The sequence below is a fragment of the Streptomyces phaeolivaceus genome (assembly GCF_009184865.1).
Taxonomy (GTDB): Bacteria; Actinomycetota; Actinomycetes; order Streptomycetales; family Streptomycetaceae; genus Streptomyces; species Streptomyces phaeolivaceus.
Genome location: NZ_CP045096.1, coordinates 4,715,786 through 4,736,330 on the forward strand (window position 1 = coordinate 4,715,786; position 20,545 = coordinate 4,736,330).

Here is a 20,545-nt window from a genome sequence, read left to right on the forward strand (position 1 = left end):
GAATGATCACTCGACGGCCCCGCAGTCGACCCACAACAGCTTTCCGCCACGCGAGGCACCGAGATCACGCGGCACGGACACACCCCGGCCCTCGGAGCAGGCCCGCACGAGAGGGAGTCCACGCCCGCGCTCCGCGTCGAGGTCGACGGGCCCGGCGTCCTCCTCGAACCCGGGCGGAACCCGCCAGTCCTGGTCCCGTACGGCCACCCGCGGCCGCCCACCGATCTCCAGCACCCGCAGGGCGTACTCGTGCGGAGTGTGCCGATGGGCGTTGGTGAGAAGTTCGGTGGCCAACAGCTCGGCGGTGGAGGTGAGTTCGGAGAGCCCGTGGGCGTCGAGCACGGCCCGGAGGGGGGCGCGTCCGACGCCGGGAGAGCGGGGGTCTCGGGGAAGGCTCAGGGTGTGGTTCCAGGACGGGGCTACGGTGGCCTTGGAAGCCTCCGGTTACTGAGGGGAGTTGGTGCATGACCTACGATAGCGACGCCAATAAAAGGTCATACATGGAATCTAGAAAAGTATTTAACTAACACTCGTGTGGGTGGCAGTGTGCGAAAGGAACGGGCAAGCCCGTGAGGAGCAACCCGACGGGACGTCAACTCCGGCTAGGCACCGAGCTGCGCAAGCTCCGGGAGCGCGCCGGACTGTCGTCCACACAGGCCAGCCGCCTGCTCGGCGTTCAACAGAACCAGATCAGCAACGTAGAGGCCGGGCGCGCCGGGGTGAGCCCCGAGCGCGTGCGTACGCTCGGCTGCCACTACAAGTGCCCGGACAGAGACCTGATCGAGGCGCTCACGGACATGACCTCCGACCGCACCCGCGGCTGGTGGGAGGAGTACCGCGACCGCCTGCCCGCCGCTCTGCTCGATCTCGCGGAGTTGGAGCACCACGCCGTACACCTGCGCGCAGCCGTGACTGTCCACATCCCCGGCCTGCTGCAGATCATCGACCACGCCCGCGAACTGTTCCGCCAGGTCGTGCCCGAGCTGTCCCCTCCCGACATCGAGCACCGCGCGTCGTTCCGTATCAAGCGCCAGGACGTGCTGTTCAGGGACCGGCCGACCCCGTATGCGGCGATCATCCACGAAGCAGCTCTGCGGATGCAGTTCGGCGGACCGGCCGTGGCCAGGAAACAGCTTCAACACCTGTTGGCCATGAGCGAACGTGAGCACATCACCGTGAAGGTGCTCACCTTCGATGCCGGCTCGTTCCCCGGCTCGGGACAGTCGATCTTCTACTCCGGAGGCCCGGTACCGCTACTCGACACCGTTCACCTCGACCAGTCCCATGGGCCGACCTTCCTCGACGCCGAAACACAGCTGTCCATGTACCGGGTCCTGCTCGACCGCCTGGACGGCCTGGCCCTCAAACCCCAGAAGTCCCGCGACTTCATCCACAACCTGGTCCACGACCTGTGAAGGAACGACATGCACCCGCGCATCTCCTGGCAGAAGTCGTCCTACTGCGGGGCAGGCGACTCCTGCATACACATAGCCACCGGCTCCCCCACGATCCACCTCATCGAATCCGCCGACCCCACCCAAGCCATACTCACCACCACCCCCTCCTCCTTCCGAGCCCTCCTCCACGTACTCAAACTCGACAAGGACCCCGCCCGTGCCTGACATCCCCCCGAACCTGGACTGGATCCGCGCCGCCCCCGAGGACGCCACCGGCCCCGGCCCCTGGATCGAACTTGCCTTCGGGGAGGGCAACGGCGAGGACGACCCCGAAGCGCCCGTCTACATCCGCGAGACCAGCGACCCGGACAACGTCGTCACCACGAACCGCCGCAAGTGGGACGCCTTCGTCCTGGGTGTACAGGCAGGCGAGTTCGACCACTTCGTGGAGGGCGTGGAGGGCTTCGAGCCGACGGTGAGCGAGCGGAAGGGGCAGGGAGACGACGCCGGGCCCACCGGGCAGGAGTAACACTGAGTGTTACCATCATGCCATGGCTACCGTGCGTTTCTCGATCAGCATGCCCGACACCGTGCGCGACCGAATCAAGGAGCACGCGGCAAACGCCGGACTCGACGTATCCACCTTCCTGACCATCGCCGCGCAGGCGCAGATGGACCAACAGGACCAGGTCAGGAAGATCTTCGAGCCCTTCGAGAAGGCCCGCGCGGAAGCCGAGGACCAAGCCGGTACCGGTGTCTGGGCCGGCGACGACATCGAGCCGACGAAGGAGGAGCAGGCAGAGATCGACGCGATCCTCGGCCGTACTCCGCGCGACGAGGCCGCCGCGTGAACGTGGTCGTGTACGACACGGGAATGCTGATGGCGCTGGTCGGCCAGGACCGCCGGGCTCACGTCCTGCACAAGGGCTTCGTCGCGGCCAGGGGGCACAAGCCGATCATCCCCGGCCCCGCCCTGTCACAGGCATGGCGGACAAGCCCGAAAACGGCCTACGCCTGGAAGCGTCTCCTGGCCGATGTCGTCGTGTACCCGGTCGCCAGAGCCCGCAACCTGGACAACGTGCCTCGCTGCCTCCCCTGCGCGAGCGGCGTGGACACCGAGGGCTGGAAAACACTCGGTGACATGATCGGCGCCGCTGCCCTACCACCGAAGAAGCGCCCCGACCCGGTCGACGCCCTCGCCGTCCTCATCGCGGCCGGCCACGGCGGAGGCAGCATCCTCACCTCGGACCGCGACGACATCCAGGCTTACGCCGCGACACTGCCCGGTAGCGGTGTCTCCGCCGTAGCCGTCTGAACCACACCCCCACTCCTGCCGCCCCGTGGACGCCGGGAGTACCTCACTCACGGCGTCCACATCACTCCCGAAGAGGGCGGGAAGTCCGGGTAGCCCTGCCCCGTCCACACCGCGCCGGTGACCTCGGTTCCGGGCTCGGCGAGAACCGGTGCGCACGTCTCGTACGAGGCTCCGGGCGGGAAGCTCTTGGTCTTCGGGTAGGAGTCGCAGGCGGCGAAGGTCCCGATGACCAGGAGCTGCCGGGCGGCGGTCCCGTCGTCGAGCATGCCGCCCGGCGGGTCGACAGCCGCGTGGGAGAGATCGTTCTTGCCCGCGTTCTTGATGGTCGCCCGCACGTAGTACGGCGTCATCTTCTTGGCGTCGTCCTTCAGCCCCAGCGAGGCCACATCCGCCTTGCTGCCCTTCTCGATGCCGGTGACGGTGACTTCGAGAAGGCCCGACTTCGTCCCCCCTTCATAGCGGAGCAGAGTCGGCTCCCCGAGCTTCGCCTTGGTCCCCGCCTTCGCCGTACCGTCCTCGTTCACACTGGAAGTGGGAGACGGCGAGGACTCGGGGGAACCGGAGGCGGAGACTCGCGGCGCAGGTTTGTCGTCGGCGGCACCCGCCCCGTCGTCGGCACCGCAGCCGGCGAGGGTCAGCGCGAGGACCAACGAGGCACCGGCCGACGCCGACCGCCAAGTAATGCGAGTGATCATGCCAGGCATCGTAGGCCTCAGAAGTCGGACGAAGCGCGGCTGAGGACCAATGGGGACAGGAGACAGCGCGGCGCACGGCCTCAGGTAGGGAACTCGCCAAGCCAGCCGCGCCGGAGAAGGTGCTCAGGCAGGTACTCGGACTCGGCATCGATGGAGAATTCACCGTCGAAGGCGAGGCAGGCGATGGCGAGGGGGCCGAGGGCGACGGCTCCGTCGAGCTTGGCTTCCCTCTCTTCGTCGCGTGTCCAGTACGCCCGGTGGAGTTTCAGCGCATCGGCCAGCGCGGGGCCGAAGCCCTCCTCGTTCCTGCGGACGAAGGTGTAGAAGAGGTTGATCGGCGGGTAGAGCACGCCGTCCAGCAGGTCGCGTGGAGCGATCCGGGCCACGGCGGGATCCGATGCCTGGAAGGTGGCAGTCAGCTTCTCCACCAGGCCCGGACTCCGCAGCCAGTAGGTCCGCAGAGTGTCGACCCAGTGGTAGACGTACTCGTCGTACTGCCCTTCCGGTGAACGCAACCGGTCCAGGGGGATCTCGCACAGTTCCGTCATACGCGGCTGATCACGGCAGATGACGGCCAGCCAGAAGGCAGTGAGCCACGTCCCCGCATCGGCGGTCGGCAGCGGTCCGGCGGCCGGTAGGGTCCGGGTCTTGTGGTTGATCCGGCACTCGACGGTTCCCTCAGTCACACCAGCCACGGCGAACAGCGCCGAACCCAGCTGCATCGCGTTCACCGCGGCTTCCCAGGTCTCCACCGCTGCGGCCCGGGGGTCGACGACGCAACGGGCGCGCAGTGCCATGACAGCAGTGCCGAACATCGAATCGATCACCGCCGTCGATCCTTCGAGGCGGTCGATCCCTTTGGCCAGGTGCTCGTTCACCCGCTCCGCGAACTGCTCAGCCTCAGGTCCTGCCGACCGCCCGTGCCTGGCGATGTGCACGGTCACGGAAGCGTCCCCTTGCTGATGTCGAACCGACGGTACTGGTAGCCAGTGTATGTCCCCGCGTCTTTCTCTCCCTTGACGACCGTGTATTCCAACTTCCCGCTCTCGATGGCCCTTTCTACTGCGTCCACCACATCGAATTACCCTCGACTCTTCATGGCCTCCAGAATGTCGTAGAAGTACTCCCTGCTCCCTTGGGATACCTGCTTTCCGTCGGGAAGTGTGCGCCTACCGAAATCCGTTCTCGGACTGCTCTTGGCCTCGATGACGACCACCCGGCCGTCCTCATGCGTCCACACCTGGTCGAACTGGTCGTTGCCGCTCTTCGGCCCGAGCAGAGGCTCGTCCGTGAATCCCGGTAGCGCTCGGCGATGTAGTGGTGCCGGGCGGCGTTCTCCCCCAACGCCTCGGCCGCATCGCCCATCGCTGTGTGGGATTCCTTGTACGACCCCTTGGCCTCCCCCCAGAGCCCGGCCGACTCATGGGTCTGCTGAACCTGGTGTGCCCCGCCGGTCTCCGTCTTCCACTCCGACATGAGGTTGTCCCACCGGATGGCGAGGTGACGGGTCTGCGCGCTCTCCTCCAGCAGGCGGAGCCCGGCCCCGCTGGACACGGTGTCCGCGCCGACACTGATGTAGTCGTTGTCCAGGAAGTACGGCTTGGGCGGCGCGGGAACGTCCCTGGCGCGAGCCCACGGGGAATTCTCCGAAAGGCGAGTCAGTTGAGGCGGGGTCTGTCCGCTCTCGTCGTAGATTTCCAGGCTCTTACGAGTCCCGTCCTTCCGGTAGTAGCGCTCGCGATATCCGGGCTCGTTGTTCGCCCGATAAACCTGGATCTCCTCGATCTGCTCCCTGGTGAGCGATCCCCGGGGACCGTAGGGGTCACTCCCCTCCCGCATGGAGCTGGGTCGCGCACCGTCCACCGTTCCCGTAGGAGCACCGCCGTCCGCACCAGAGCCGTGGTTCGCCCCGTTCCCGCCAGCGTCGTCGCCCCCACGTCCCAGATCGTCCATACCCCCGCCGGAGCGACCACCCGACCCGCCGCTCCCGCGGCCCGCACCCGGTCTTCTCCCGCACGGCCGCCGGTACCCGCGAGGTCATCTCCACGTCGACCACCCACACCCGAGGTGTCGCCGACATGGGCCCGCACTCCGGCACCCACGACCTCGCGCTCCCCAACGCCGCCGCCTCCGCGCGGAGCGTGTCGAGCCGGTCGACCAGGGGCCGTATCTCGGCCGCGTAGTCGAGCAAGGCCCGGGAGACGGTGTTCAGTTCGGTCTGCAGGTCCTGGCCCGCCGCCGCTACCGGGGCGGTCGTCGCGAAGAGCTGGTCGGCCTCGGGTGCCTTGTAGAAAGGTTCCAGCAGCTGGAAGTTGGCGTCGATCAGCAGACCCGCCGCACCGACCGACCGCCATCGCGTCGAACGCGATGTCCCCGGCGTCCGTCTCCAGTTGCTCCAGATTCCCCGTGAACTCCGGTATCCCGGCCGAGACAACGGGCCTGTCCTCGCTCACGTCTACCCCCGTGGACGCCCTCGCAGACACGTTCCCTCAACCAACCGGACGCCCAGGCGCAGCCAGAGATGCCCACGGATTCAGTCGATCATTTGTACCAAAATTGCGATCGCGAGCCCATGCACTTCTGGCCAAAGGTCGCCCCTCAGGGCAATCGACCCCCCACACGCGACCCTTACGTCCAGATCAGGCACACTCGACAGTGCAGGTCCGACACCCCGTCAGAAGCGGGCGGACCAGGCCCCAGAGGCCGCGAAAGGGGAATAACGACCGAACCACACCACAGGTTCCGGTTGATCCTCATTGCCCGGCGTGACCTGCCGTGATACACAGAGTGACGATACGACCCTTCGTTTACCGTTCCGCGCCCCCCGTTAGGGTCCCACGCGGGTCGGCGGCAAGGGATCCGTACGAAACCCGCCAATCAATGACGCCAAGTCGACATACGACAGCGTCATTGTCAGCGAGAATGGGCCCGACCTCTGCGCACCCGCGCGGAGGCGTGCGACGCGTACGCCTGGGCGCGCACGTCGCACGACACACGCAGACAACAGAACTACCCATTAGGGGCGGTGACTTACATGTTCGTTGCGGCCGACAAGGGCGACATCACCACCATCATCGGCGGAATCGCCCCGGACTGGGGGCCTTTCGGCAGCCTGGGCAACGAGGCGCGCGTGATGATCGAGGTCGTGATGGCGGTCGCCATCCTCCTCTGCCTCGGCATCGCGATCTGGGGTGCGGCCAAACAGCGCATCGGCGCGACCGCCCTCCGCGACACCTTCAGCGCCGAACAGGGCAAGGGCCTCATCATCGCCGGCCTCACCGGCGTCTTCATCATCGGCTCCCTGGGCACGCTCTTCACCATCGTGTACGGCATGGCCGTGTAGCGCGCCTGCCGACCCGCACCCCGGTCGGCCCCGGTCCCGGCCGGGCCCACCGGCTCCGTCCGGTCCCCCTTCCACCCCACCCGTCCGTCGTGCCCACCGGCTGAGGTTGCGTTTCCCTGATGTCGAGTCTCCACACCGCGCCCGCGCGGGAACCAGCGCGGCTACCGTCGTACTGCTACGCCTTTCGGTACGACGTCGAAGTTGAAGGGGCGACCGCGGCATGAGTCTCGGCGACGAGCACGGGCACGGCGGGTCCTCGCGCTCCGGTGACGACGGGTCGTACGGGGGTTACGCCGGCACCGGCCAGACCCGCACCCGCCTTCCCGAGGGCGGCGGCGACCCCTACGGCGGCCCCGCCCGCCGCCCCCGCTCCTCCTCCAGAAGCCTCGTCACCGTCGTCGGCGTCGTCGTCCTCCTCATCGCCGCGATCGCCTTCGCGAACCGGGGCGGCGGCGACTCCGACCCTGACGGCGGCTCCAGCGGGGACAAGGCGGACAGCGCGCCCACGGCGGCGTCCGGGGAACGGCCGGTGAAGTCGAAGACCGCCGGAATTCCTACGGGGTTCGCGCAGAGTCAGGAGGGGGCGGAGAGCGCGGCGACCAACTACGGGATCGCGCTGGGCTCGGCCGACATGTTCAACAAGACGCGTCGGGACGAGATCGTCAGCACCGTCTATCCGTCCGACGTAGTAGCCGCCCGCCAGTCCGACCTCGACAAGGCGTACTCCAATGAGGGGTTCCTGACCAGCATCGGCCTGAACACTGACGGCTCGGCGCCCAGCGGTCAGACGTTCATCTCGCGCATCATCCCTGTGGGCACCAAGGTCACCTCCTTCGATGAGACCAGCGCCACGGTCGAACTCTGGTACACGTCACTGTTCGGCCTGTCGGGCGAGGGCTCAACCAACCCTGTGTCCGAGAGCTGGTACACGACCACATACGAGCTCAAATGGACTGACGGGGACTGGAAGGTCACCGACTTCACGCAGAAGGACGGCCCAGTCCCGGTCGGCCGCGACCAGAGAGCCTCCACCTCTGAAGACATGACCAAGGCGGTCGAGGAGTACGGAGGCTTCACGTATGCCCGCTAAGCGCTACGCACTCAAGCTCACTGCTGCGGTCACGGCTCTCCAGGCCACCACGGTGCTCCTGGCTGCCCAGGCCTTCGCCGCTCCCACCCCTACACCGTCTCCATCGTCGAGCAACGATCCGTGTGACCTCATCCGTGGCCCCGCCAAGGACTACTGCGAACGAGGCGCCGGCCAAAAAGGCGACACCAGCACCCTCCCCAACGACGTAACCACCACCCTCGACCCCCTCTCCTCCCTCGCCCAAGGCTGCGCCGACGCCGCCTCATGGACCGTCGACAAGCTCTCGGAGGCCGTCGACGAGACGGCGAACGTGGACTTCACGAACATGACGTTCCTGAAGCACTACGCGGTCGTCTTCGCCGCCTCGGCGATCCTCACCCTCGTGCTGTGGCTCCTCGCCGTCACCAAGCGAGCCGTCCGCGGCGTGCCGTTCACGACGGCGATCTCGGAGGCCGTCGGCTTCCTCTGGCTCACCGTGCTCGCCTCGGCCTTCACCCCACTGATCCTCTACACCGTCGTCTCGGCCACCGACGGCGTCAGCGACATCATCGCCCAGACCACCGGCAACCAGACGGACACCTTCTTCGGCACCTTCTCCGAGGCCCTGAAGCAGGGCAACGACATCGGCGGCGGCCCGATCATGCTGATCCTGGTGTCGCTGATCTCCATCGTCGCCGCAGGCGTGCTCTACCTGGAGCTGTACCTGCGCGCCGTCCTGCTCTACGTCGGCGCCCTCCTCGGCGTCGTCGTCTACGCCGGCCTCGTCGACAAGGACCTGTGGGGCCACGTCCGCCGCTGGGCGGGCATCATGATCGCGATCATCCTGGTCAAGCCCGTCATCGTCATCGTGCTCGGCCTCGCCGGCGCCCTGACCACGGAGGAGGGCCCCGACTCCCTCGCCGCGGTCGTCTCCGGCCTCGCCATCATCCTCCTCGCCATCTTCGCCTCGGCGATGATCTACCGCTTCGTCCCGGGCTTCGGCGACGAGATCGCCAACTCCCGCAACAACCGCATCATGCGCGGCGCCGAAGGCAAGGCCGCCGCCGTGATCAGCTCCCCCGCCAGCCTCGTCGCCCAGGGCATCAAGACCCACAGCTCCCGGGCCGACAACAACGGCGGAGGCGGCGGCAGCAGCACCCCCCGCCCGGCCAACCCCGCATCCGGCGGCGTGGCGGCCCACAGCTCACGCCCGGCGAACGGAGGCGGCGGAACTGTCCCCTCCGCCGCACCCCCGCCCCGCACAAGCCCGGTCAACACCCCCCACGCCGGCAACACCCGCAACAGCAGCTCCAACCGCACGGGAGGTGAAGGGCGTTGACGGCTGATTCCCACGCGGCCCATATGTCCCACCCGGTCACGCCCCGCCGTACCTATCTGATCGGCCGCGCCCGGCCGAACGCGATCATCGGCCGGAACCGCGAGTCCGGCGAGATCGCGCTGATCATCGCGGGCGCGTTCCTCGGCATGATGTGCGGCCTCCTCGTCCCGGTGCTCGTCCCGCGCATCGCCCTGCTGACGGGCTTCCCGATGCTGGCGCTGGCCGCGGTGTACGTGCCCTACAAGCGGCGGACCTTCTACAAGTGGTTCGAGATCAACCGCAGTTACAAGCGCAGCCTGCGCAGCGGCACCACCTACCGCTCCGCCAACATGGAGGCGGGCACCCGCCTCGACGGCCGTGAGGTCGAGGTCGGCCCCCCGCCCGGCATCGGCCGCATCACCTGGCTCGCCGCGCCCTTCGGCCCGGACGAGATCGCCGTCCTGCTGCACGCCGACCGCCGTACCGTCACCGCCGCCATCGAGATCGAGGGCCCCGGCGTCGGCCTGCGCGACTCCGAGGACCAGGAAGCCCTCGTCGACCGCTTCGGCACCCTCCTCAAGCACGTGGCCAACGGCGACGGCTTCGTCACCCGCCTGCAAATGCTCGCCCGCACGCTCCCCGCCGACCCGGACGCCCACGCCAAGGACGTCGCCCAGCGCGGCGACGAACGCGCCCCCGGCTGGCTGCAGCAGTCGTACGACCAACTGCAGTCCATGGTCTCCACCAGCAGCGAGCAGCACCGCGCGTACCTCGTCGCCTGTATGCACTACACCCGCGAACTCGCCGCCGAGGGCCACGCCATGGCCCGCGCCGCCCGCCCGCACGGCCGCAAGCTCGACAAGGACGCCGGGCTCGCTGTCGTCATGGCCCGTGAGCTGACGGACATCTGCTCGCGCCTCCAGGAGGCCGACATCCGCGTACGGCAGCCGCTGGGCCAGGGCCGCCTCGCCTCCCTCATCCACTCCATGTACGACCCGGACCACCCCATCGACCACATCCAGGCCATGACCAAGCGCAATGCCTGGCCGGCCGAACTGGACGCGATGGAGCCGGACTACCTCCAGGCCAAGACCCGCGAGTCCTCCACCCGCGCCCCCTGGTGCCACGCCACGGCCTGGGTGAAGGAATGGCCGATGACCCCGGTCGGCGTCAACTTCCTGGCACCGCTGCTCGTCCACACCCCGGACGTCATCCGCACGGTCGCCGTCACGATGGACCTCGAACCCACCGAGGTCGCCATCGAACGCATGCTCACCGAGAAGACGAACGACGAGGCGGAGGCCTCCCGCGCCGCCAAGATGAACCGCACCGTCGACCCCCGGGACGTGGCCTCCCACTCCCGGCTCGACCAGCGCGGCGAGGACCTCGCGAGCGGCGCGGCCGGCGTCAACCTGGTCGGCTGGATCACCGTCTCCTCCCGCTCCCCGGAGGCCCTGGCACGCGACAAGCGCACGATAAGGGCCTCAGCCGGCAAGTCGTATCTGAAGCTGGAGTGGTGCGACCGCGAACACCACCGGGCCTTTGTCAACACGCTCCCGTTCGCCACCGGAATCCGAAGGTAGGGCCACCGCGATGCGGGATCACCCGAGGGCCCCTGGAGCCCAACCGCACCTGGAGGTGAGGCGCTGATGCGGGACCCCATGTCCGTCCTCACGGACGCCTTCACGTCCTTCCTCTTCGGCAAGGTCGAGACCACCCGTCTCCCCGTGCGCACCTCCACGGGCCAGGCCCAGGCGGTCTACCTCCCGACCGCCGCCCCCGGCCTCGGCGACTCCGGCGTGATCATCGGCCGCGAGGTCTACTCCGGCAAGGGGTACATCTACGACCCCTTCCAGCTCTACGGCCAGCAGCTCCCCGCCCCGCACTGGCTCGTCCTCGGCGAGTCCGGCAACGGCAAGTCGGCCCTGGAGAAGACGTACGTCCTGCGGCAGTTGCGCTTCCGCGACCGTCAGGTCGTCGTCCTCGACGCCCAGGGCGAGGACGGCGTCGGCGAATGGAACCTCATCGCGCAGGAGCTGGGAATAACTCCCATCCGCCTGGACCCGACGGCCGCCCTGGACATGGGCATCCGCCTCAACCCCCTCGACCCCTCGATCACCACGACGGGCCAGCTGGCGCTGCTCCGCACGATCATCGAGGTGGCGATGGGCCACGGCCTGGACGAACGCTCCGGCTTCGCCCTCAAGGTCGCCCACGCCTACGTCAACGAGACGATCGTCGAACGCCAGCCGGTCCTCACCGACATCGTCGAGCAACTCCGCCACCCAGAACCGGAGTCCGCGGAGGCGATGAACGTCGCCATAGACGACGTACGGGCCTGGGGCCTGGACGTGGCGCTGGTCCTGGACCGCCTGGTCGACGGCGACCTCCGAGGCATGTTCGACGGCCCGACGACCGTGGGCATCGACCTCGACGCGCCCCTCATCGTCTTCGACCTCTCCCACATCGACCGCAACTCCATCGCCATGCCCATCCTCATGGCGATCGTCGGCGTCTGGCTGGAGCACACCTGGATCCGCCCCGACCGGAAGAAGCGCATCTTCCTGGTCGAGGAGGCCTGGCACATCATCAACAGCCCCTTCGTCGCCCAGCTGTTCCAGCGCCTGCTGAAGTTCGGCCGCCGGCTCGGTCTGTCCTTCGTCGCCGTCGTCCACCACCTGTCCGACGTGGTCGACGGAGCGGCGGCCAAGGAAGCCTCGGCCATCCTCAAAATGGCCTCGACCAGGACGATCTACGCCCAGAAGGCGGACGAGGCCCGCGCCACGGGCCGCGTCCTCGGCCTGCCCCGCTGGGCGGTGGAGATCATCCCCACCCTCACCCCCGGCATCGCCGTCTGGGACGTCAACGGCAATGTCCAGGTGGTCAAACACCTGATCACCGAGACCGAACGCCCCCTGGTCTTCACCGACCGCGCGATGACCGAGTCGTCCGTCGACCACCTGCTGGACGAGGACGACGCCTTCCACGCCGCCGAACTGGAGGCCGAGGAACGGGCAGCCGCGTTCGTCGAACACCGCCTGAGCGAGGTCGACGGCTACGGCTCCTCCGAGTCGACGGTGGCCTGAGCGGGACCAGTGACGAGCCGGAACGAGCAGGGTCAGGGCGGGGTACGAACATGTACGGCGTGAACGGCGTGAACGGCGGCGGAGGAAACGGCGTGAACGGCGGCATGCGATGAGACCGGACGACCGACGCCCCGAGCAGGGCGGCGGCGGCATCCCCGACGGGCTGCTGATCGCCCTCCTCGGCTTCCTGGTGTGCCTGACCCTGCTGGTCTGGTCCGCCACCGGTCTGGCCGGCCTCTTCGCCCACGGCGCCTGGCCCGACGCCGTCACCTTCACCCGCACCCCCCTGGCGGTACGCAGCCTGGTCTCCGCCCCCCAGGACCTCCCCGCGGCCTGGCCGGACACCCCCGCCGCCCAGCTCTCCGGCTACGGCCTCTTCTGGGGCCTCTTCATCAGCCAGCTCATGGTCCTCCTCGTCCTGGCCGTCTTCACCATGGGCACCCTGGCCCGCTGGAGAGCCGTACGGGCCCGGGAGAAGGCAACACGGGCCCAGGGCACGAGCCCGACGGCAACGCCCGGAGCCCCGGCCACCACCCCCGCGACACCCCCGCCCCCGCCCCCGGCCGCGGTCCCGGCCCCGGCCGCGGTCCCGGCCGCGGTCCCGGCCCCGGCCCCGGTCCCGGTCCCGGTCCCGGTCACACACGACACCACGCCCCACCTCCCCGAACCCCGCCACGACACCCCCCTGCCCACCCCCGTCGCCACGGCACCCGCGACACCCCCGGCAGCCCACGCCGCCCCTGCCCCCGGCACGGGCACGGGCACCGGCACCGGCACCGGCACCGCTCACCCGACCGCCTGGGCGAACCCGGCCCCCACGGTCGTCCTGGGCCCCGCCGAGGCCCGCCGCCCCGCCGCCGCCCAGGCCGTACGGGATGCCGAGGGCCCCGCCCTGGTAATCACCTCCGACCCCACCCTCTGGTCGGACACGAAGGACGCCCGCGCGAAGCTCGGCCCGGTCCTCCTCTACGACCCGGCGCACCGCTGCGACACCCCGGCCCGCCTCCACTGGTCCCCCGTCACCGGCTGCGAGGACAAACCGACGGCGGCGGCCAGGGCGACCGCGCTCCTCGCGCCCATCCGCCCCACGGCGAAGATCGACCAGGCCATGGCGGACACCGCGGAGACCCTTCTGCGCAGCTACCTCCACGCCGCCGCCATAGACAGCCGCACCATCCGCCATCTGCACCGCTGGGCCCAGGGCGGCAACGTCCAGGAAGCGGTACGCACCCTCCGTACGAACCCGAAGGCGGCACCCGGCGCCGCGGGCGAACTGGAGTCGGCCCTCACCTCGCACCCCGAACGCCGGGACATCGCGCAGCAGTTGACGGCACGGGCGCTCTCCGCTCTCTCCACGGTCAACGTCCGGGAATCCTGCACCCCGAACCGAGCGGACGCCCTCGCCCTGGATTCCTTCGTGCACGAGGGGGGAACGCTCTATGTGGTCGGCGACCCCATCGAGGACCCCAAGGCGAACCCCTCCGCCATGCCTCTGTTGACGGCCCTCGCCTCAAGCGTGGTCGAGCGCGGCCGGCGCATGGCCGAACGGTCATCCTCCGGCCGCCTCGACCCACCACTCACCCTGGTCCTGGACGACGTGGCGGCCGTGGCCCCCCTCCCCCAGCTCCCGGCTCTCCTGACCTCGGGCCCCGACCACGGCCTCCCCACCCTGGCCCTCCTCCGCTCCCGCGAACAGGCCCGTTCCCGCTGGCCGAACGCCGAACTCCCGCTGCCGTAACGGCGAGCGCGACGGCAAGGTCAGGAAGAGGCGTCCCCGTCCGGCACGGCATACCCGGCGACGGACGGCCACCGCACGGTCAGCACCACCGACTCCTCCTCCGCGACCCAGGAGTGGTCCACCCCGCGCCCCCAGACGACATAGTCGCCCTGGCGCTCCAACACGACGCTACGGCCGGGGAAGTCGACCCGGAAACGACCGCTGATCAGCACTTGCAGGGCGGTACGTTCCTCACCCCGGACCCACTGCGCACGGGTGTCACCCCGTGGATGCACACCCCACTTGATCTCCACCGCCTCGCTCCGGCGCGGATCCCCCTCGGCCTTGAAATGCCCGAGCAGCCAACCCCGGTCCAGCACCGCGTCCTTGCCCGCGTTGCCCACATACACGCTGTCGTCCATGCCGCCGAACGCTAACACCGGCCCCCGCCCCTACCCGGACCGCAGCACGCACTCCAGCTCCCGCCCTTCGTCCCCCACCACGATCACCCCGCTCCCCACGAACCCGACCCGCCGATAGAAGCCCACGGCCCGCGCATTCCCCTCATTCACGAACAACCGCACCCGCTCGACCCCGGCCACCTCGCGCGCCCACGCCACCGCGACGGCGAACATCGCCTCGCCCACACCCTTCCCCCGGTGCCCGTCCCGCAGGAACACCCCCACCAGATGCCCCTGCCGCCGCTCGACGATCCCCCCGAAGAAGTCCCGCACCCCGGCCTCCTCCACCAGCACGGTCACGGTCCCGACCCACTCACCGCCCGCGCTCTCCACCACGAACTGCCGCCGCTCCCGCACCCCCTCCGCGGCGCCCTCCGTCCGCTCCTTCCAGAACGCGTCCGGCCGCGCCACGGCCTGCTCGTACGTCTCCAGAAACGCCAGCCGCGCCACCGGATCCCGCAGCGCGGCCAGCCTCAACTCCCGTACCTCGCGCCATTCGTCGGCACGGACGGACCGGATCCCGTACCCCTCGGGAACGGCGGGACTCTCACCACTCGCAGGCAGCCTCATCCCGCTCACGCTAATACCGGGGTACTACACCTTCACCCGATTTCCGGCTCCGGTCGGACGCCCCGGCCCCGCCCACGTACGAGGATGCCCCCGTGACAACCGACGGCACCGAGACCAAGTGGCACCCCACCGGCCCCCAGCCCCTCACCCGCCACTTCCAGCGCCTCACCCAACGAGCCCGCGATCTCGACCGCCGCCGTCCCCTCCTCTGGGACCTGCTCGTCACGGGCTTCTTCGTGACGGCCGCTCTCATCGACCAGACCAGCGGCGGCTGGCGGAACGTCGCCGAGAACCCCACGCACCCCGGCTGGCTGATCACCACCCTCTCCCTGGGCCTCACCGTCCCCCTCCTCAAGCGCCGCACACACCCCTTCGCGGTCCTCCTGACGACACTCCCGTTCGCCCTCGTCAACACCTGGACCGGCGCCTCCCTCCAGGCCGGCGAGGTCTGTCTGCTCACCCTGTTCCACATAGCGCTGCGTACCCGCCACAGCACCCTGCTCCGCTCGTACGCCCTGGCCGTCCTGCCGTATGTGTTCGGCGGCATCCGCTACCCGGCCGAGCAGGGCCTCGACCAGAACGTCGTCCCGGCCGCGACGGCCCTGGCCCTCGCCTCGGTCGCCGGCATAGCCGTCCGCACCCGCAAGGACTATCTGGCGTCCCTCGTCGAACGCGCCCACCAGCTGGAAGTCGAACGCGACCAGCAGCTCCGCCTCGCCGCCGCCGCCGAACGCGCCCGTATAGCCCGCGAGATGCACGACATCATCGGACACAACCTCTCGGTCATCACCGGCCTCGCCGACGGCGGTCGCTACGCCGCGGCGAAGAACCCCGCCCGCGCCACCGAGGCCCTCACCGCCATCTCCACCACCAGCCGCCAGGCCCTCGCCGAACTACGCCGTCTCCTGGACGTCCTGCGCGACGACCCCGAGGACCCCGCACACCCCACCCCACCGGCCGATCTCGCCCCCCAGCCCACCCTGACCGACCTGGACCGCCTCCTCACCGGCCTACGTTCCGCGGGCCTCGCCGTCCACACCACCGTCCGCGGCACCCCGACCCTCGCCCCCGGCCGCCAGCTCACCGTCTACCGCGTCATCCAGGAGGCCCTCACCAACACCCTCAAACACGCGGGACCGGGCGCCACCTCCCAACTCCACATCTCCTACGAGGAGTCCGGCGCCGTCGCCCTCACCCTCACCGACACCGCCCGCACACCCCCCACCCCGCCCTCGCCCACGCACAGCGGTCGCGGCCTCCCCGGCATGCGCGAACGAACAGCCCTGTACGGCGGCACACTTGAGGCCGGCCCACTCCCCCACCCGCAGCGCGGCTGGCGAGTCCACCTTCACCTCCCGGAGGAAACCCCGCAGTGACCACCGTCCTCGTCGCCGACGACCAGCCCCTCCAGCGCCTCGGCTTCCGCATGCTTCTGGAGAGCCAGGACGACATGACCCTCGTCGGCGAGGCCCCGGGCGGCAGCGAGGCGGTCCGTATGACGGCCGAGCTGCACCCCGACGTGGTCCTGATGGACGTCCGCATGCCCGGCCTGGACGGCATCGAGGCCACCCGCCGCATCGTCTCCGCGGGCGACCGCACCCGCGTCCTCATCCTCACCACGTTCGACCTCGACGAGTACGCCTACGCGGGCCTCCGCGCCGGCGCCTCCGGATTCCTGGTCAAGGACGCCCTCCCCGAGGAACTTCTCTCCGGCATACGGGCGGTCGCCTCCGGAGACGCGGTGGTCGCCCCCAGCCTGACCCGCCGCCTCCTCGACACCTACGTCCATCACCTGCCGAAGTCCGTGGAATCCACCGACCCCGAACTCCCGGACCCACGCCTCGCACCCCTCACCGACCGCGAACGGGAAATCCTCACCGTCGTCGGAAAGGGCTGGACGAACACCGAGATAGCCGCCCGCCTCCACCTCGCGGAATCCACGGTCAAAACCCATGTGGGCCGCATCCTGGCGAAGACCGGCTCTCGGGACCGTATCCAGGCGGTGATCCTGGCGTACGACACCAAACTGGTGGAGCCGTCCTGAACAAAGTGCCCGGAACGCAGAAAACCCCCGCCGGATTCCCGGCGGGGGTTTTCGCAATATTTGTTCGGCGGCGTCCTACTCTCCCACAGGGTCCCCCCTGCAGTACCATCGGCGCTGTAAGGCTTAGCTTCCGGGTTCGGAATGTAACCGGGCGTTTCCCTCACGCTATGACCACCGAAACACTATGAAACACTCAACCGCACCACCCAGTGGCCCTGGGCGGGGTTGTTCGTGGTTTCAGAACCAACACAGTGGACGCGAGCAACTGAGGACAAGCCCTCGGCCTATTAGTACCAGTCAACTCCACCCGTTACCAGGCTTCCATATCTGGCCTATCAACCCAGTCGTCTACTGGGAGCCTTACCCCATCAAGTGGGTGGGAATACTCATCTCGAAGCAGGCTTCCCGCTTAGATGCTTTCAGCGGTTATCCCTCCCGAACGTAGCCAACCAGCCATGCCCTTGGCAGAACAACTGGCACACCAGAGGTTCGTCCGTCCCGGTCCTCTCGTACTAGGGACAGCCCTTCTCAATATTCCTGCGCGCGCAGCGGATAGGGACCGAACTGTCTCACGACGTTCTAAACCCAGCTCGCGTACCGCTTTAATGGGCGAACAGCCCAACCCTTGGGACCGACTCCAGCCCCAGGATGCGACGAGCCGACATCGAGGTGCCAAACCATCCCGTCGATATGGACTCTTGGGGAAGATCAGCCTGTTATCCCCGGGGTACCTTTTATCCGTTGAGCGACGGCGCTTCCACAAGCCACCGCCGGATCACTAGTCCCGACTTTCGTCCCTGCTCGACCCGTCGGTCTCACAGTCAAGCTCCCTTGTGCACTTACACTCACCACCTGATTGCCAACCAGGCTGAGGGAACCTTTGGGCGCCTCCGTTACCCTTTGGGAGGCAACCGCCCCAGTTAAACTACCCATCAGACACTGTCCCCGATCCGGATCACGGACCCGGGTTAGACATCCAGCACGACCAGACTGGTATTTCAACGACGACTCCACCCGAACTGGCGTCCGAGCTTCACAGTCTCCCAGCTATCCTACACAAGCCGAACCGAACACCAATATCAAACTGTAGTAAAGGTCCCGGGGTCTTTCCGTCCTGCTGCGCGAAACGAGCATCTTTACTCGTAGTGCAATTTCACCGGGCCTATGGTTGAGACAGTCGAGAAGTCGTTACGCCATTCGTGCAGGTCGGAACTTACCCGACAAGGAATTTCGCTACCTTAGGATGGTTATAGTTACCACCGCCGTTTACTGGCGCTTAAGTTCTCAGCTTCGCCAAGACGAATCCTGACTAACCGGTCCCCTTAACGTTCCAGCACCGGGCAGGCGTCAGTCCGTATACATCGCCTTACGGCTTCGCACGGACCTGTGTTTTTAGTAAACAGTCGCTTCTCGCTGGTCTCTGCGGCCACCCCCAGCTCAAGCAGCAAGTGCTATCACCGGTGATGGCCCCCCTTCTCCCGAAGTTACGGGGGCATTTTGCCGAGTTCCTTAACCATAGTTCACCCGAACGCCTCGGTATTCTCTACCAGACCACCTGAGTCGGTTTAGGGTACGGGCCGCCATAAAACTCGCTAGAGGCTTTTCTCGACAGCATAGGATCATCCACTTCACCACAATCGGCTCGGCATCAGGTCTCAGCCTTGATGTACGACGGATTTACCTGTCGCACGGCCTACACCCTTACCCCGGGACAACCACCGCCCGGGATGGACTACCTTCCTGCGTCACCCCATCACTCACCTACTGCAAGTCTGGTCCGTCGGCTCCACCACTCCCCTTTGCCCGAAGGCTCCGGGGCGGCTTCACGGACTTAGCATCGCCTGGTTCAGTGTTTGACGCTTCACAGCGGGTACCGGAATATCAACCGGTTATCCATCGACTACGCCTGTCGGCCTCGCCTTAGGTCCCGACTTACCCTGGGCAGATCAGCTTGACCCAGGAACCCTTGGTCAATCGGCGCAAACGTTTCTCACGTTTGTATCGCTACTCATGCCTGCATTCTCACTCGTGAACCGTCCACAACTCGCTTCCGCGGCTGCTTCACCCGGCACACGACGCTCCCCTACCCATCCCAGCCCCCGTTGGGGGTATCTGCTGGAATGACACGACTTCGGCGGTACGCTTGAGCCCCGCTACATTGTCGGCGCGGAATCACTAGACCAGTGAGCTATTACGCACTCTTTCAAGGGTGGCTGCTTCTAAGCCAACCTCCTGGTTGTCTCTGCGACTCCACATCCTTTCCCACTTAGCGTACGCTTAGGGGCCTTAGTCGATGCTCTGGGCTGTTTCCCTCTCGACCATGGAGCTTATCCCCCACAGTCTCACTGCCGCGCTCTCACTTACCGGCATTCGGAGTTTGGCTAAGGTCAGTAACCCGGTAGGGCCCATCGCCTATCCAGTGCTCTACCTCCGGCAAGAAACACACGACGCTGCACCTAAATGCATTTCGGGGAGAACCAGCTATCACGGAGTTTGATTGGCCTTTCACCCCTAACCACAGGTCATCCCCCAGGTTTTCAACCCTGGTGGGTTCGGTCCTCCACGAAGTCTTACCTCCGCTTCAACCTGCCCATGGCTAGATCACTCCGCTTCGGGTCTTGAGCGTGCTACTCAAACGCCCTGTTAGGACTCGCTTTCGCTACGGCTACCCCACCCGGGTTAACCTCGCAACACACCGCAAACTCGCAGGCTCATTCTTCAAAAGGCACGCAGTCACGACACAAGGACAAGTCCTTGTGCGACGCTCCCACGGCTTGTAGGCACACGGTTTCAGGTACTATTTCACTCCGCTCCCGCGGTACTTTTCACCATTCCCTCACGGTACTATCCGCTATCGGTCACCAGGGAATATTTAGGCTTAGCGGGTGGTCCCGCCAGATTCACACGGGATTTCTCGGGCCCCGTGCTACTTGGGTGTCTCTCAAACGAGCCGCTGATGTTTCAGCTACGGGGGTCTTACCCTCTACGCCGGACCTTCCGCATGTCCTTCGCCTACATCAACGGTTTCTGACTCGCCTCACAGCCGGCAGACTGTGAAAGAGAGATCCCACAACCCCGTATACGCAACCCCTGCCGGGTCTCACACGCATACGGTTTGGCCTCATCCGGTTTCGCTCGCCACTACTCCCGGAATCACGGTTGTTTTCTCTTCCTGCGGGTACTGAGATGTTTCACTTCCCCGCGTTCCCTCCACTTGCCCTATGTGTTCAGGCAAGGGTGACAGCCCATGACGACTGCCGGGTTTCCCCATTCGGACACCCCCGGATCAAAGCCTGGTTGACGACTCCCCGGGGCCTATCGTGGCCTCCCACGTCCTTCATCGGTTCCTGGTGCCAAGGCATCCACCGTGCGCCCTTAAAAACTTGGCCACAGATGCTCGCGTCCACTGTGCAGTTCTCAAACAACGACCAACCACCCACCACCCCGCCTTCACAGACGAGTTCACTGGGGTCGGCGTCGAGGGGATTCATTCCCTCAGACACCCAACAGCGTGCCCGGCATCTTCGCCA

19 protein-coding genes and 2 rRNA genes are annotated in these 20,545 nt (G+C 67.3%); 13 read left to right on the forward strand and 8 right to left on the reverse strand.

From position 1 onward, the window contains the following. Positions 1-6: 6 nt before the first annotated feature. A complete protein-coding gene (locus tag F9278_RS22165) occupies positions 7-342 on the reverse strand; it encodes an ATP-binding protein (protein WP_152169905.1) in 336 nt (111 codons plus the stop codon). A 227-nt stretch (positions 343-569) separates the two neighbouring features. Here F9278_RS22165 and F9278_RS22170 point away from each other — a divergent pair, with 227 nt between their 5' ends. From F9278_RS22170 to F9278_RS22190, 5 genes are read left to right on the forward strand one after another with little or no spacing between them, the layout of a single operon-like run. Then, the gene (locus F9278_RS22170) at positions 570-1,415 is read left to right on the forward strand and encodes a helix-turn-helix domain-containing protein (RefSeq protein WP_152169906.1); all 846 of its coding nucleotides are present in this window, start codon (positions 570-572) and stop codon (positions 1,413-1,415) included. A gap of 9 nt (positions 1,416-1,424) precedes the next feature. Then, positions 1,425-1,622 (forward strand): DUF397 domain-containing protein, encoded by a 198-nt coding sequence (locus tag F9278_RS22175; protein WP_152169907.1) that lies wholly within the window; start codon positions 1,425-1,427, stop codon positions 1,620-1,622. Further along, on the forward strand, positions 1,615-1,926 hold the full coding sequence (locus F9278_RS22180) for a DUF397 domain-containing protein (protein ID WP_152169908.1): 312 nt from the start codon (positions 1,615-1,617) through the stop codon (positions 1,924-1,926). Before F9278_RS22175 ends, F9278_RS22180 begins: the two co-directional genes overlap by 8 nt. Before the next feature lie 22 nt (positions 1,927-1,948). Next, entirely contained in the window at positions 1,949-2,248 is a 300-nt protein-coding gene (locus tag F9278_RS22185) for a hypothetical protein (RefSeq protein ID WP_152169909.1), read from the forward strand. Further along, positions 2,245-2,712: a hypothetical protein gene (locus F9278_RS22190; RefSeq protein ID WP_152169910.1), complete on the forward strand. Its 468-nt coding sequence runs from the start codon at positions 2,245-2,247 to the stop codon at positions 2,710-2,712. The genes F9278_RS22185 and F9278_RS22190 overlap by 4 nt, the downstream gene beginning before the upstream one ends. Before the next feature lie 47 nt (positions 2,713-2,759). On the opposite strand, the gene F9278_RS22195 is transcribed toward F9278_RS22190, so the two are convergent. The 3 genes from F9278_RS22195 to F9278_RS22205 all read right to left on the reverse strand — a co-directional run bounded on the left by F9278_RS22195 (position 2,760) and on the right by F9278_RS22205 (position 5,246). After that, on the reverse strand, positions 2,760-3,407 hold the full coding sequence (locus tag F9278_RS22195) for a hypothetical protein (protein ID WP_152169911.1): 648 nt from the start codon (positions 3,405-3,407) through the stop codon (positions 2,760-2,762). An 80-nt stretch (positions 3,408-3,487) separates the two neighbouring features. Continuing rightward, the gene (locus F9278_RS22200; RefSeq protein ID WP_152169912.1) at positions 3,488-4,351 is read right to left on the reverse strand and encodes an immunity 49 family protein; all 864 of its coding nucleotides are present in this window, start codon (positions 4,349-4,351) and stop codon (positions 3,488-3,490) included. Between the two features lie 151 nt (positions 4,352-4,502). After that, complete coding sequence (locus tag F9278_RS22205) at positions 4,503-5,246, reverse strand: hypothetical protein (RefSeq protein ID WP_152169913.1); 744 nt, start codon at positions 5,244-5,246, stop codon at positions 4,503-4,505. A gap of 1,195 nt (positions 5,247-6,441) precedes the next feature. On the opposite strand from F9278_RS22205, the gene F9278_RS22210 reads away from it, so the two are divergent. The 6 genes from F9278_RS22210 (at position 6,442) to F9278_RS22235 (ending at position 13,961) form a co-directional block, all read left to right on the forward strand. Continuing rightward, positions 6,442-6,750: a hypothetical protein gene (locus tag F9278_RS22210; RefSeq protein ID WP_013002563.1), complete on the forward strand. Its 309-nt coding sequence runs from the start codon at positions 6,442-6,444 to the stop codon at positions 6,748-6,750. Positions 6,751-6,970: 220 nt separating this feature from the next. Beyond that, a complete protein-coding gene (locus tag F9278_RS22215; protein ID WP_152169914.1) occupies positions 6,971-7,840 on the forward strand; it encodes a hypothetical protein in 870 nt (289 codons plus the stop codon). Beyond that, entirely contained in the window at positions 7,830-9,158 is a 1,329-nt protein-coding gene (locus F9278_RS22220; protein ID WP_152169915.1) for a hypothetical protein, read from the forward strand. The genes F9278_RS22215 and F9278_RS22220 overlap by 11 nt, the downstream gene beginning before the upstream one ends. Positions 9,159-9,181: 23 nt before the next feature. Beyond that, positions 9,182-10,720: an SCO6880 family protein gene (locus F9278_RS22225; RefSeq protein WP_152174041.1), complete on the forward strand. Its 1,539-nt coding sequence runs from the start codon at positions 9,182-9,184 to the stop codon at positions 10,718-10,720. Positions 10,721-10,786: 66 nt separating this feature from the next. Further along, on the forward strand, positions 10,787-12,223 hold the full coding sequence (locus F9278_RS22230) for an ATP-binding protein (RefSeq protein WP_152169916.1): 1,437 nt from the start codon (positions 10,787-10,789) through the stop codon (positions 12,221-12,223). A gap of 109 nt (positions 12,224-12,332) precedes the next feature. Further along, complete coding sequence (locus F9278_RS22235; RefSeq protein ID WP_152169917.1) at positions 12,333-13,961, forward strand: type IV secretory system conjugative DNA transfer family protein; 1,629 nt, start codon at positions 12,333-12,335, stop codon at positions 13,959-13,961. Positions 13,962-13,981: 20 nt separating this feature from the next. Here F9278_RS22235 and F9278_RS22240 read toward each other — a convergent pair whose 3' ends face one another. Together F9278_RS22240 and F9278_RS22245 are read right to left on the reverse strand one after the other, a co-directional pair. Beyond that, the gene (locus F9278_RS22240; protein ID WP_152169918.1) at positions 13,982-14,362 is read right to left on the reverse strand and encodes a cupin domain-containing protein; all 381 of its coding nucleotides are present in this window, start codon (positions 14,360-14,362) and stop codon (positions 13,982-13,984) included. Between the two features lie 30 nt (positions 14,363-14,392). Beyond that, positions 14,393-14,971 (reverse strand): GNAT family N-acetyltransferase, encoded by a 579-nt coding sequence (locus tag F9278_RS22245; RefSeq protein ID WP_152169919.1) that lies wholly within the window; start codon positions 14,969-14,971, stop codon positions 14,393-14,395. Positions 14,972-15,063: 92 nt separating this feature from the next. On the opposite strand from F9278_RS22245, the gene F9278_RS22250 reads away from it, so the two are divergent. Further along, complete coding sequence (locus F9278_RS22250) at positions 15,064-16,347, forward strand: sensor histidine kinase (protein WP_152169920.1); 1,284 nt, start codon at positions 15,064-15,066, stop codon at positions 16,345-16,347. Next, positions 16,344-17,015, forward strand: a complete 672-nt coding sequence (locus F9278_RS22255) for a response regulator (RefSeq protein WP_152169921.1) — start codon at positions 16,344-16,346, stop codon at positions 17,013-17,015. Before F9278_RS22250 ends, F9278_RS22255 begins: the two co-directional genes overlap by 4 nt. Before the next feature lie 62 nt (positions 17,016-17,077). On the opposite strand, the gene rrf is transcribed toward F9278_RS22255, so the two are convergent. Further along, a 5S ribosomal RNA gene (gene rrf / locus F9278_RS22260) occupies positions 17,078-17,194 on the reverse strand. Between the two features lie 88 nt (positions 17,195-17,282). Next, positions 17,283-20,404, reverse strand: a 23S ribosomal RNA gene (locus F9278_RS22265). Between the last annotated feature and the right edge of the window lie 141 nt (positions 20,405-20,545).

Bases quoted from the DNA above. Each gene is read 5' to 3' on its own strand.
- F9278_RS22175 (WP_152169907.1), top strand. From the start codon at position 1,425: ATGCACCCGCGCATCTCCTGGCAGAAGTCGTCCTACTGCGGGGCAGGC.
- F9278_RS22185 (WP_152169909.1), top strand. From the start codon at position 1,949: ATGGCTACCGTGCGTTTCTCGATCAGCATGCCCGACACCGTGCGCGAC.
- F9278_RS22195 (WP_152169911.1), bottom strand. From the start codon at position 3,407: ATGATCACTCGCATTACTTGGCGGTCGGCGTCGGCCGGTGCCTCGTTG.
- F9278_RS22205 (WP_152169913.1), bottom strand. From the start codon at position 5,246: ATGCGGGAGGGGAGTGACCCCTACGGTCCCCGGGGATCGCTCACCAGG.
- F9278_RS22210 (WP_013002563.1), top strand. From the start codon at position 6,442: ATGTTCGTTGCGGCCGACAAGGGCGACATCACCACCATCATCGGCGGA.
- F9278_RS22215 (WP_152169914.1), top strand. From the start codon at position 6,971: ATGAGTCTCGGCGACGAGCACGGGCACGGCGGGTCCTCGCGCTCCGGT.
- F9278_RS22220 (WP_152169915.1), top strand. From the start codon at position 7,830: ATGCCCGCTAAGCGCTACGCACTCAAGCTCACTGCTGCGGTCACGGCT.
- F9278_RS22225 (WP_152174041.1), top strand. From the start codon at position 9,182: ATGTCCCACCCGGTCACGCCCCGCCGTACCTATCTGATCGGCCGCGCC.
- F9278_RS22230 (WP_152169916.1), top strand. From the start codon at position 10,787: ATGCGGGACCCCATGTCCGTCCTCACGGACGCCTTCACGTCCTTCCTC.
- F9278_RS22235 (WP_152169917.1), top strand. From the start codon at position 12,333: ATGAGACCGGACGACCGACGCCCCGAGCAGGGCGGCGGCGGCATCCCC.
- F9278_RS22240 (WP_152169918.1), bottom strand. From the start codon at position 14,362: ATGGACGACAGCGTGTATGTGGGCAACGCGGGCAAGGACGCGGTGCTG.
- F9278_RS22245 (WP_152169919.1), bottom strand. From the start codon at position 14,971: ATGAGGCTGCCTGCGAGTGGTGAGAGTCCCGCCGTTCCCGAGGGGTAC.